The 13,280-nt window shown below is 40.5% G+C and carries 10 protein-coding genes; all 10 read right to left on the bottom strand.

Annotated elements, in window-relative coordinates; all coding sequences use genetic code 11:
- Positions 1 to 72 precede the first annotated feature (72 nt).
- The 10 genes from rimP to tsf all read right to left on the bottom strand — a co-directional run bounded on the left by rimP (position 73) and on the right by tsf (position 13,204).
- Positions 73 to 543, bottom strand: a complete 471-nt coding sequence (gene rimP / locus CSV73_RS00945) for a ribosome maturation factor RimP (protein WP_085133267.1) — start codon at positions 541 to 543, stop codon at positions 73 to 75.
- A gap of 141 nt (positions 544 to 684) precedes the next feature.
- The gene (locus CSV73_RS00940) at positions 685 to 5,007 is read right to left on the bottom strand and encodes a PolC-type DNA polymerase III (RefSeq protein ID WP_099626378.1); all 4,323 of its coding nucleotides are present in this window, start codon (positions 5,005 to 5,007) and stop codon (positions 685 to 687) included.
- 49 nt (positions 5,008 to 5,056) lie between these two features.
- Positions 5,057 to 6,751, bottom strand: coding sequence for a proline--tRNA ligase (locus CSV73_RS00935; protein WP_099626576.1), 1,695 nt, complete (start codon positions 6,749 to 6,751; stop codon positions 5,057 to 5,059).
- A gap of 18 nt (positions 6,752 to 6,769) precedes the next feature.
- On the bottom strand, positions 6,770 to 8,029 hold the full coding sequence (rseP, locus tag CSV73_RS00930) for an RIP metalloprotease RseP (RefSeq protein WP_085133265.1): 1,260 nt from the start codon (positions 8,027 to 8,029) through the stop codon (positions 6,770 to 6,772).
- 36 nt (positions 8,030 to 8,065) lie between these two features.
- On the bottom strand, positions 8,066 to 9,220 hold the full coding sequence (gene dxr / locus CSV73_RS00925) for a 1-deoxy-D-xylulose-5-phosphate reductoisomerase (RefSeq protein ID WP_099626377.1): 1,155 nt from the start codon (positions 9,218 to 9,220) through the stop codon (positions 8,066 to 8,068).
- A gap of 19 nt (positions 9,221 to 9,239) precedes the next feature.
- Complete coding sequence (locus CSV73_RS00920; RefSeq protein ID WP_085133263.1) at positions 9,240 to 10,034, bottom strand: phosphatidate cytidylyltransferase; 795 nt, start codon at positions 10,032 to 10,034, stop codon at positions 9,240 to 9,242.
- Positions 10,031 to 10,822 carry an undecaprenyl pyrophosphate synthase gene (locus CSV73_RS00915; protein ID WP_085133262.1) on the bottom strand — a complete coding sequence of 264 codons (792 nt, stop codon included), beginning with the start codon at positions 10,820 to 10,822 and terminating at the stop codon, positions 10,031 to 10,033. The genes CSV73_RS00920 and CSV73_RS00915 overlap by 4 nt, the downstream gene beginning before the upstream one ends.
- Positions 10,823 to 10,954: 132 nt before the next feature.
- Positions 10,955 to 11,512 (bottom strand): ribosome recycling factor, encoded by a 558-nt coding sequence (gene frr / locus CSV73_RS00910; protein ID WP_099626376.1) that lies wholly within the window; start codon positions 11,510 to 11,512, stop codon positions 10,955 to 10,957.
- Positions 11,509 to 12,237: a UMP kinase gene (pyrH, locus tag CSV73_RS00905; protein ID WP_085133260.1), complete on the bottom strand. Its 729-nt coding sequence runs from the start codon at positions 12,235 to 12,237 to the stop codon at positions 11,509 to 11,511. Before pyrH ends, frr begins: the two co-directional genes overlap by 4 nt.
- Positions 12,238 to 12,316: 79 nt before the next feature.
- The gene (gene tsf, locus CSV73_RS00900) at positions 12,317 to 13,204 is read right to left on the bottom strand and encodes a translation elongation factor Ts (RefSeq protein ID WP_085133259.1); all 888 of its coding nucleotides are present in this window, start codon (positions 13,202 to 13,204) and stop codon (positions 12,317 to 12,319) included.
- Positions 13,205 to 13,280 lie beyond the last annotated feature (76 nt).

The raw sequence follows: 13,280 nt of genomic DNA, 5'->3' as shown, positions 1-13,280 counted from the left end.
CTACATTCCAATTATTGTTGCATTTGGTTCTTTGGCCACTAGCGCAAAGCTAGACAAAGTTTTGTTTTTACTTTAAAAGTCAATTGCTAATCGTGCGAGTGCAATTTTTGTTTTGTCAATTTCGACTAGTACTTTTCTCGTCTTGATCCGTATTTCCACTTTTGCATGGTCCGGTCCGTATCCAAGTAAATATCCCTCGAATTCTTTCATACCATCAATCGGTTCATACGTTTTGATGAATACGTATTGGCCCACGGCTTTTTCAAAATCTTCATCTTTTTTCAAAGGTCTTTCCGCCCCGGGAGAAGACACTTCAAGGAAGTAATTTTGCGGAATCGGGTCCACAAGGTCTAGTTCCTCGCTTAGTTTATTACTAACCGCCGCACATTGATCTATATCAATGTTGCCTTCTGGCGTATCAATGTAGACGCGTAGAAACCAATCGCGACCTTCTTTCAAGAACTCAACATCAACCAGTTCAAGACCCAATTCTTCTACGATCGGCCTTGCTAACTGTTCGACTTCCTCTATAATTTTACTCAAATGGTATCCCTCCCGAAATTCAAAATAACAACAGAAAAGAGCGGGAAGCCCCACTCTTTTCCGCAAGACGTATAGCAAAAGTTGTTTTAATCGTATCACAAGGCCTTTTACAATGCAACTGAAGCAACCGCCATAAGCCCATTAGAATAGGGATAGTTGGTTCGCTTCAGGCATTCCTTCCATGCAACCGAGGTTATCCAGATACTCTACAACCGTTTTAGATACCCGACCTCTCTTCTGGAAGTCTTCTTTCGATAAAAACTCCCCGTCTTTTCTCGCTTCAACGATCGTCTTCGCAACGTTAGTTCCTAGTGAAGGAATTGAGTTAAATGGCGGAATCAGCTTATTGCCTTCAATAAGAAACTGGGTCGCATCAGATTTATAGAGATCAGGCTTCGCAAATGTATATCCTCGCTCAACCATTTCCAATGCTATTTCCAAAACCACTACTAAGCTCTTCTCTTTTGGAAGGGCATCCAATCCTTTGGCGTTGATCTCTTTGACTTTCGCCCGAATACTTGCAGAACCTTTACACATCGTCACCAAATCAAAGTCGGTCGCTCGAACGGTGAAGTACGTAGCATAATACATGATTGGGTGATGAACTTTGAAGTACGCGATTCGCAATGCCATTAATACATATGCCGCAGCGTGGGCTTTAGGGAACATGTACTTGATTTTTTTACATGATCCGATATACCATCCCGGCACTTTATTCTCTTTCATCGCTTCTTCAAATTCAGGAGTCAGCCCTTTCCCTTTTCGCACAGATTCCATAATCTTAAATGCAAGTGAAGGTTCAAGCCCCTGATAGATTAAATAAACCATAATATCATCACGACAACCGATCACTTCTGATAGTTGACATGTTTTATTCTGGATTAACTCCTGTGCATTACCAAGCCAAACGTCAGTACCGTGAGATAGACCGGATATCTGTATCAATTCTGAGAATGTAGATGGTTTCGTCTCTTCTAACATCTGTCGAACAAATCGTGTGCCGAATTCGGGCACTCCAAGAGTTCCTGTTTTACAGTCAATTTGTTCTTCTGTGACGCCAAGTGAAGACGTCCCACTAAACAATTCCATAACCCCTTTATCGTCAGGCGGTATAGTCATCGCATCGATGCCTGATAAGTCTTCCAACATTTTGATCATCGTTGGATCATCATGGCCTAGAATATCTAGTTTCAACAGATTATTATCAATGGAGTGGAAATCAAAGTGCGTTGTTTTCCAGCTAGATTCAAGATCATTCGCTGGGAATTGAATCGGTGTGAAATCATAGATGTCCATTGTATCCGGCACAACAATGATGCCACCCGGGTGTTGTCCTGTATTTCGCTTAACGCCTGAGCAACCTTGAACAAGCCGGTCAATTTCTGCACCACGCATTTGGATATCATTGTCATTCATATACCCTCGCACATATCCATATGCAGTTTTTTCAGCTACCGTACCTATTGTTCCAGCACGAAACACATAATCTTCGCCAAATAACTCTTTTGTATAGTTGTGTGCATGTGCTTGATACTCACCACTGAAGTTCAAATCGATGTCAGGAACCTTGTCTCCCGCAAACCCAAGGAAGGTTTCAAACGGGATATCCTGACCATCTTTTTTAAACATCGTCTGGCAATTCGGGCATTCTTTATCCGGCAAATCATATCCTGAACCAACTGAACCATCATCAAAAAATTCATATTTTTTACATGACGGACAAACGTAATGTGGCGCCAACGGATTCACTTCTGTAATTTCCATCATAGTTGCAACAAATGAGGAGCCGACAGATCCCCGCGAACCGACCAAATAGCCGTCATCTAATGATTTTTTAACCAGTTTATGCGAAATGAGATAAATAACTGAGAAGCCATTATCAATAATAGACGTTAATTCTTTTATGATTCGCGCTTCAACGATCTCTGGCAATTTTTCACCGTATATTTGATGTGCCATTGAATACGTCAGATCACGTACTTCATCTTCCGCACCTTCAATTGTTGGTGTATACAGATCATCTTTGATCGGTTTCACTTCACCTATACGTTCTACGATTTTCAATGGATTGTCTACTACAATTTCTTTCGCTACATCTTCACCTAAAAACTCAAATTCTTTCAACATTTCATCTGTCGTACGGAAATGAACTTCCGGTAATGAGTGCCGATTCAACGGATTTGCTCCACCTTGTGAACGAACAAGAACTTTTCGGTAGGTTGAATCCGTCTCATCTAGATAATGTACATTCCCCGTTGCACAAACTGGTAAGCCCGTTTTCTTCCCAAGCTTGATCATCTTGCGCATAATATCCTCGAGGTTCCACTCATCTCGAATTAAATCGAGTTCGAGTAAATGCGAGTAGACAGGCTTTGGATGAAGTTCCAAGTAATCATAAAAGCTTGCGATTTCTTCTACTTCCTCCATCGGCTTTTGCATTAACCCTTCGAATACTTCCCCTTTGTCGCAACCTGAACCGACGATTATTCCCTTACGATACTTCACGAGTAACGAACGTGGTATACGGGGCACGCGATAGAAAAAGTCCATATGCGAAATAGATACTAGTTTAAATAGATTTTTCAACCCTTCATCATCTGTAGCAAGCAAAGTGCAGTGTGAGGGTCGTGAGCGCTTATAGGCATCTCCTTCCCCAATATTCTTATTGAGGTCATCAAGCCACATGATCCCTTTTTCTTGCGCTTCTGAAAGTAGGCGTAGAAATAGATAAGCAGTAGCTTCTGTATCATAAATGGCACGGTGATGTTGTGTTAATTCAATATCGAACTTTTTAGCCAATGTGTTCAAACGGTGATTTCGCAGTTCAGGATACAGGAAACGAGAAAGCTCCAATGTATCGATGACTGGATAAGCGATGGTTTCTATTTTCGCCCGCTTACATGAAGCATAAAAGAAGCCCATATCAAACGATGCATTATGTGCAATTAACACCGCATCTCCGATAAACTCTATAAATTCCGCCATGACGTCTTCAACTTCTGGTGCATTCTCTACCATATCATCTGTAATGCCTGTCAAGTTTGTCGTCACGGACGACAATGGGTGATGCGGATTGGCAAAGCGTTCAAATCGATCAACGATTTCTCCATCTTTCACTCGGACAGCTGCAAGCTCGATGATCGTGTCGTACACAGCTGACAAGCCTGTCGTCTCAACGTCGAATACAACGTATGTATCCGTTTCAAGCATACGGTGTTGCTCTTCATAGACAATCGGTACACCATCATCCACCAGATTGATTTCTAAACCAAACAACACTTTGATACCATGTTTTTTACCAGCATTATAAGCATCGGGGAAAGACTGAACGTTCGCATGATCTGTAATCGCAATCGCTGGATGTCCCCACTTAGCTGCTTGTGCCACTAATGCCGAGGCTGAAACGACTGCATCCATTTGACTCATGGAAGTGTGCGCATGTAACTCTACACGTTTTTGTCCGTCAGGTGCTTTGTCTTTTCGTTCAATAGTGGGAATAACGGCAATATCTTGTGCCATCATGATTAAGTCCCGTACGAATGTATCGTTCTGTATACCACCGCGAGCTCGTACCCACATACCCTTTTTAAAGGATTTCATAATTTCTGCATCTTCATTATCACGCGAAAACATTTTGACTAAGATTGAATCGGTGTAGTCTGTTACTTTTAGTGTCAATAATGAACGACCACTTCGCAACTCTCGTACTTCTGCATCAAATACAAACCCTTCAATAATTAAACGTCTTTCTTCATCTTGTATTTCATGAATAGGAATAATTGGCTCATTTGCTTTGATCGGCGTACCAAGCGATAACACCCTATCGGAATCTCCCTGCTCGCTTTTCATCGTTTCACGTTGTTGCAACTGATGATACGCCTGCTTGGATAACAGGTCTTCTTCTTGTTGCTTTTGCGAAAGAAATTGCTGCCGTTCTTTTTCTGCATTATCGTTTTCAATAATCGAAACATCGAACATATACTTCGGAAAACCGAATTGCTGATAGAGTGTTGATAATATATCCACGTATTTATTTTTTAATGTTTGACACTCCAAATCGCTTGAGCAAGTAAGCAATAACTTCTCACCGTGTATCTTGGGCCTTTGTTCCACTAAGCATTGACGTATAGGAGGAGATATGTCCGCTAGCTCCTCTACAATAAATGGCCAATAATCTATTATTAATTGTTCATTCACTTCATTTTTTCTAACGTCCATTTCAAGATGGACATTCGCTATAGCAGCGAACGTTTCATGAACACGTTGTTGCATAATTTGAAAAACCTCAATAGGTAACACTTCATCGAGTGTTATATTGAATTTCCACACTCTCGTTTTCTTCTGTACGGTTACACGATTCAACTCACCGTTTTGAAAATAGGTCATGAACTGATCATCTGTCAGTCCGGTCTGTTGCAGCAAAGTTAAAAACTTTTGGGCGGCATCCATATAAAATTCCTCCATTCTATCGCGAAAAGAAGGGAAGTTCCGTTAACGGACTCCCCTTCTTGGATTAATCTGCACTAAAGAAGGATTGTAGCTTTTCCAACACTTCTTCCTTTTGCCAATCTATTGATTCGCCACTATGGCGGTACATGACCTCCACAACACCTTCACTTGCTCGTTTACCGATTATAATACGGACTGGTAAACCAATCAAGTCAGCGTCAGCGAATTTCACACCCGCACGTTCGGCACGATCGTCATATAACACATCGTATCGATAAGACTCTAGAACCGCATATAACTCATCCGCGAGCTGTGTTTGCACTTCATCTTTGACATTCGTTGTAATCAAATGAATATCAAATGGTGCTAAATGCTTCGGCCACTTCAATCCTGTTTCATCATTGAATTGCTCGGCAATTGTAGCCAGTAAACGGGAGATACCCAGACTATAACTTCCCATAATAAAAGGCTTTTTTCTGCCATTTTCATTGAGGAATGTTCCTTTCATCTGCTCACTGAAGACGGTGCCTAATTTACGGAGATGTCCTATCCCTATTCCTTCAGTGAATTTAATCGTACCCATTCCGTCAGGAGAACTGTCCCCTTCTTGAACGAAACGGATATCTACATAATCATCAATAGCAAAATCGCGTTCCGGGTTGACATTCAATAAGTGATAATCGTCAATATTCGCGCCCGCCACTACGTTCACCATTGCTTTGATTGCATGATCTGCATATACCCTTACACCTATCGGTAATTTCACAGGACCAATCGAACCGGCATGACAGCCTAGCAATTCTTCAATCTGTTGTTCTGTTGCCAGCTCCATATGTTTCACATGTAAAAATCGCTTCAATTTATATTCATTGACGCTATGATCGCCTCGACAAATCACCATAATAAAATCATGGTCCACTTTATACACCAATGATTTGATTACACGCTCCGGACTAACTGATAAAAATGAAGTGAGATCTTCAATCGTTCGTTGATTCGGAGTGGAGACTTTTATCATCTCTAACTGCTTTTCATCGGACGGCTCATAATCAACATGTACTTCAGCAAATTCCATATTCGCAGCATAAGAAGAACTATCGCTATATGCTATCCGATCTTCCCCGTTGTCGGTCAATGCTATGAACTCATGTGAACCTGTTCCACCATCCGATATAACCATGCGGAAATGCATACCAAGACGAGTTAGCATATTAGTGTAGGCCTGCATGACTTCTAAATACTTTTCATCCAAGCTCTCTTGCGTTGAATGGAATGAATAGGCATCTTTTCTTATGAATTCTCTGCTATGGAGTAAACCCGCACGCGGCTTTATTTCATCACGGAATTTGGTTTTGATTTGAAAAATTGTTAATGGTAACTTTTTATACGATCGAACTTCATCACGCAGTAAATCAATGATTGCTTCCTCATCGCTTGAGCTCAATGACAATTGATTGGTCTGTCTATCAGCAACATGGAACATTTCCTTACCGTAAGAATCCCACCGTTCGGTTTCCTTAAGAATACTTGAGCTTTGCAGCGACGGCATAGAAATTTCTATGCCTTCAACAGCTTCCATTTCTTCACGAATTATCGTTTCGATTTTCCTAAGAACTCTTTGTGCAAGAGTTAAATATGTGTAAACACCATTGGCATTCTGACGGATATAACCTGCTCGCAGCAATAACTGATGCGAACGCATCTCTATATCGGATGGATTTTCACGCATTGTGGGTATAAACGTTTTCGATTGTTTCATCATATACTTCCACCTTTTTTAGAAGAAAAATCGTTGGATGTCATTCCATGTCACAACAAGCATCAAAACCATTAATAACATGATACCTACAAAATGCACCATACCTTCTTTTTGTTTATCAATCGGTTTGCCCCTTAAGCCTTCAAACAGGAAGAACAATAGTCTTCCACCGTCTAACGCAGGTAATGGCAGCAAGTTCATGATTCCTAGATTAATACTTAGCACAGCGGCCCAATTCATTAAATTGAAAATCCCGTGTTGAGCAACTTCTTCAGTTGCTTTATAAATACCTACAGGACCGGACAATGCGTCTATTGTGAACTGACCTGTCACTAGCATACCTAATAGTTCAAAGATTTTCACTGTCCATGTGTAAGTCTGCTCGGCACCGAACACTATGGATTTAATAAATCCTTTTTCCAATGGACTTGAGTACATAACACCGATTTGACCGAATTCCTGTCCAGCATCTTCCACTGTATCAGGTACTACATCTAAAACCACTTGCTTACCCGCTCGATCAACTTCAATTGACATCGGGACTCCGGCACTTTTTTGAATCGCTTCAGAAAACTTTGTCCAAGAATCAATCGACTTTCCGTCTACTCCCGTGATTAAGTCATCTTTTTTCATTCCAGCCATTTCTGCCGGCGTATTCGGCTTCACTTCCGAAATAATCGGTTCATTGGTTGGTACACCATTCATTAGTCCAAGAGCTAGGAATATGAAAAATGCCAAGATGAAATTGAAAAGCGGCCCTGCAAATATTGCCAATGCTCTGCTGCCTAGTGGCTTGGATTCAAACTGACGATCGTATGGAGCAATTAATGTTTCCTGCCCTTTTTCAATAATCATAGCCGTTCTGGAAATTTTCAGATGAACCAATTGTCCATCTTCATCATATCCTTCAATATATAATTCTTTATCTAAATCCGACTTCTCTACTTCTACGTTTAAAACATTCGGATTGGAAACATTTCGATTTAAGTAAATCTTTTCTATTTCGTCTTGTGCATTCAATAATAACCCTACACGGTAACCCGGCTGCAATTCGACGGTATCGAAATCTTCACCAGCCATCCGGACATATCCCCCTAAAGGCAATAAGCGGATTGTGTATTGCGTTTCACCTTTGCGGAGGGCTAAAATTTTAGGTCCCATTCCGATAGCGAACTCTCGAACCATGATACCGGCCCTCTTAGCAAACAAGAAATGACCAAACTCATGAAATGCTACAAGTGTCCCGAATATTACTATAAACGCAATAACCGTTTCCATTCAGTAACCACCTTCACCGGCTGTAACAGCCTGAAATTAATCTTGATACTTAACTATACCATAGACTTTTTTCCGCGTATTGCGATCTGTCTCCAAAATTTCTTCCAAATTAGGATTTTGAATAGTTTGATGCTGCTGCATCATTTCTTCAATAATTTCTTCGATTTGCAAGAAAGAAATATGACCTTCCATGAACAGTTGAACCGCCACTTCATTTGCCGCATTCATCGCTGTAGGCATAGTGCCTCCTTCCCTACCTGCATCATATGCAAGTGACAAGGCTTTAAATCGTGTATAATCCATTTTTTCAAAATGCAATTTGCCAATTTCATCGAGACGAAGACGTTTAGCATCGGCCATTTGAATACGATCCGGATAGGTCAGTGCGTATTGAATCGGAACACGCATATCAGGTGAACCTAGTTGTGCCATGACGCTTGTATCTTCAAACTCCACCATGGAGTGGATAATACTTTCTTTATGTAGTAGGCATTCTATTTGATCATATGGCATCGCAAATAAATGATGTGCTTCTATTACTTCTAATCCTTTGTTCATCATCGTTGCCGAATCAATAGTTAACTTGTTACCCATTGACCAATTCGGATGTGCGAGTGCTTGTTCTACTGTAACATTTTGAAGTTGATCCCGCGTATAGTCCCTAAAACTCCCACCCGATGCTGTTAATATCAAGTTTGTGATCCGTTTCGGATTCTCACCATTTAATGACTGGAACAATGCAGAATGTTCACTATCTACTGGAACAAGGGGGACATTATGACGTTGTGCCGCTTCTACAACGAGATTCCCTGCTGCTACCAGTGTTTCTTTATTCGCAATAGCAATCGTCATTCCCGCTTTAATCGCCGCAAGTGTCGGTCTCAGTCCTACACTGCCGATTACTGAGTTTAGTAAGACATCCGCTTCCATTCCTACCGCTGCTTCAATAAGTCCTTCATCACCATGAACGAATTGAACTTTAGGAAACTCTTTTTTTAAGCGTGCTGCATCTGCTTCCTCTAAAACAGAAACTAATTTGGGTTGAAATCTTGCAATGATTTCACTTACTTTTTGTATGTTTCTTCCTGCTGACATCGCCGTTAATTCAAAGCGATCAGGATGGGCTGCAATAATGCTTAATGTTTGAGTTCCGATTGAACCGGTAGCACCAAGCAAATTGATTTTCTTCATATTATGAACTTCCTTTCCATTATCCTATGAATTGAACAAAGTGAAGCAATGGGAGTACAAATAGTAAGCTGTCAAATCTGTCCAAAATGCCTCCATGTCCAGGCAACAGCTTCCCAGAATCTTTGACGTTATAGAAACGTTTCAGTGCTGATTCAACTAAGTCACCCATTTGACCTATAATGGATGCCACTATTGTAATGATAATAAACGACACGAATGACGTAGCGATAGGATAGAACATATTATAAATCAACGTAATCACGATCGCGGAAATTATTCCCCCAATAAATCCTTCAATTGTTTTATTAGGTGAAATATCCGGCCATAGTTTTCGTTTACCAATTTTACGTCCAACAAAATAGGCACCGGAATCTGTTGACCAGATAATAAGTAACGCATAGCCTATGTACTCTAAACCGAATAAGCGAGTTTCGATCAAATAATAAAAACCGATACCGACATACAGCGCACTAATTGCACTGAATGCAATATCTTCGAATGTCCACTTATTTTTCATTACTACAGTATAAACCAATAACAATAATATCAATACATAAATCATTTCAAGTTTTTCTAATTTCAGGAAACTTTCAACTTGTTCTGTCCATCTAGATGGAAGTAAAATGACGAGTAGAAGTAACCAAGAGATTAATCCACCGATAGAAAAAAGAGACATTTTACGCATACGTAGTAGTTCATATAAACCAATCGTAGATATCGCAAAAATCATCATAATAAAAGGTAATCCACCGACGATAATCAATGGCACAAAAAATGCGAGAGCTACAATAGCAGTGATGATTCTTTGCTTCATCTTTTCTGATCTCCTTCCAAGCTTCCAAAACGTCGATTCCTTTTTTGGAAATCTTCTATTGCTTGTAAAAAGCAGTCTTCATCGTAATCTGGCCATAATACATCCGTAAAAATGAATTCTGCATAGGCAAGTTGCCATAGCATAAAATTGGACAAACGTACTTCACCGCTTGTGCGAATTAGTAGGTCAGGTTCTGGCAAATGGGCAGTCATTAGTTTGGATTCGATTGAACTTTCATTAATTTCCTCCACTTTTAATGTTCCAGCAGCCACTTCTTCAACTAATTCTTTCATTGCATGAACTAGCTCTACTCTGCTACCATAATTCATCGCGAAATTTAAAATTAAACCTTTGTTATCTTTAGTTTGCTCCATTGCTTTCTCAATCGCTTTTTTTGTATGCTTCGGAAGCGCATCCATATCTCCGATCATTTCTACTTTGATGCTTTTTTCCATTAGCTCGGGTAAATACGTAGTAAGAAATTCGCCGGGAAGATTCATCAAGAAGTCAATTTCCATTCTGGGCCTCTTCCAATTTTCAGTTGAAAACGCATAGAGAGTGAGTACTTTCACGCCCATAGCATTTGCAAAATTGGTAATTTGCCTAACGGTTTTCATTCCTTCATGGTGGCCTGCAATTCGCGGCATTTTACGTTGCTTCGCCCATCTTCCATTTCCATCCATGATAATCGCCACATGGTTAGGAATTTGTCTATTTTTAACGGCTTCAATCCGTTCGTCCAGCAACTGAATGTCTGCCGTTTTTTTTCGCATTAGTTTTCTAAGCATAGCGTTCCCCCACTTGGCTCAATTCGGATACTCCTACTGACTATCCTACCAAATTGCATGGTAAATAGCATGCAAAAGAAAGAAAAGAGCGTCCTAAAAGTAGGACGCTCCTCCTTATAGAAAGTTCTGTACTCAGATTTCCAAGATTTCATTTTCTTTATCTTTTGCAGTTTGATCAATTTTTTCGATAAACTCATCCGTCATCTTTTGTACTTGTTCATTGTAACGGCGCAATTCATCTTCAGTAATTTCTGCATCTTTTTCAAGCTTTTTCAACTCTTCATTACTATCACGACGAACATTACGAATTGCCACTTTTGCATCTTCTGCTTCACGCTTAACATCTTTCACTAAATCTTTACGACGCTCTTCTGTAAGCGCAGGGACAGCAAGACGAATAACTGACCCATCGTTAGACGGCGTAATGCCGATGTCTGATTTCATGATGGCTTTCTCGATTTCACTGATTGTAGTCTTATCATAAGGCTGAACTACTAACAAACGTGGTTCTGGTACGGAAATTCCAGCCATTTGATTTAAAGGTGTAGGAGCTCCATAATAAATAACAGAAATTCTGTCTAATAGGCTCGCGCTAGCTCTTCCAGCACGGATAGATGCCAACTGTCTTGAATAGGCGCTATGTGCTTTATCCATACGTTCTCTCGTCTGATCCATTACTTCTTTTGTCATTGCTTATTCCTCCTAACAACCGTCCCGATTTTATCACCTAGTACGGCTTTTTTAATATTACCATTATCCATAATTGAGAATACTACGAGCGGGATATCATTGTCCATACATAGAGTCGAAGCAGTGGAATCCATCACTTCAAGTCCTTGACTAATCACTTCAAGATAGGACAGTTCTAAGTATTTTGTAGCTGTAGAGTCTTTCATCGGATCAGCAGAATAAACACCGTCTACGTTGTTCTTCGCCATTAAAATAACATCTGCTTCAATTTCAGCAGCACGTAAAGCAGCTGTTGTATCTGTGGAGAAATAGGGGTTACCTGTTCCTGCCGCAAATATTACGACACGATTTTTTTCTAGATGACGGATTGCTTTCCGACGTATGTAAGGTTCAGCTACTTGTCTCATGTCAATAGAAGACATTACTCGAGTTTCTGGTCCTAGCTTTTCAAGGGCATCCTGAAGAGCAAGAGAGTTCATAACCGTTGCAAGCATTCCCATGTAGTCAGCTGTTGTACGGTCCATCCCCATTTCACTTCCGACTTTCCCACGCCAAATGTTTCCGCCACCTACTACTACAGCTACTTCTACGCCAAGTTCTACTACTTCTTTCACTTGGCTTGCAACTGATTTAACAACTTCCGGAGACAATCCGTAGCCTTGATCCCCAGCTAATGCTTCTCCACTTAATTTTAACACGATGCGCTTATATTTTGGAATACTCATGTTGGCCCTCCTGGAATTTCCTATTCTCAAAAAAGAGGAACACATGATGGATGTGCCCCTCTGTACGATTGGATTATACTTAGTTACCTTTTACTTGGCTCATTACTTCGTCAGCAAAGTTGTCTTCGCGCTTTTCAATACCTTCGCCCACTTCATAACGAATGAACTCTACTAATGTTCCGCCAGTTGTTTTCACGAAATCACGAACTTTTTGATCAGAATTCTTAACGAAAGCTTGATCCAAGACACAGATTTCCTCGAAATATTTACCAAGGCGTCCTTCTACCATTTTCGCTACGATATTTTCCGGCTTACCTTCGTTTAAAGCTTGCTCAGTCAATACGTTACGTTCTTTTTCCACTTCGTCAGCAGATACTTCGTCGCGTGAAATGTATTTCGGGTTCATCGCTGCGATATGCATTGCTACATCTTTCGCTGCATCAGAATCTGTTGAACCTTCAAGAACAGTCAACACGGCGATACGTCCGCCCATGTGCAAGTAAGGACCGAAAGCGTCTTGATCTGTTTTCTCACGAATTTCAAAACGGCGAAGAGTAATTTTCTCTCCAATTTTAGCTACTGCGTTTGAAATGTGTTCAGAAACTGTCAAACCATTATCTAATTTCGCTGCGTTAGCTTCTTCTACTGTAGCAGGTTTCGTAGCAAGTAAGAACTCAGAAATTTCCTTAACAAGTGTTTGGAAGCCTTCGTTTTTAGCTACGAAGTCTGTCTCAGCATTCACTTCAAGTATAACTGCTGCATTACCTTGAACTAAAATGTTTGCGACACCTTCAGCTGCAATACGATCTGCTTTTTTTGCTGCACTTGAAAGACCTTTTTCACGCATATATTCCATTGCTGCTTCCATGTCACCGTCTACTTTAGTTAATGCCTTTTTGCAATCCATCATACCTGCGCCTGTTTTTTCACGAAGTTCTTTAACCATTTGGGCTGTAATTGTTGCCATTTGAAAATTCCTCCTATTAAATATCATTTGAAATTGCTTATTGCTTTTAAAAAAGACGATAAGGGGTACGCCACTT

The sequence above is a fragment of the Sporosarcina sp. P1 genome (assembly GCF_002743155.1).
Taxonomy (GTDB): domain Bacteria; phylum Bacillota; class Bacilli; order Bacillales_A; family Planococcaceae; genus Sporosarcina; species Sporosarcina ureae_B.
Note: the sequence above shows the minus strand (reverse complement) of the source record. Positions and strands in the feature narration are given on the sequence as shown.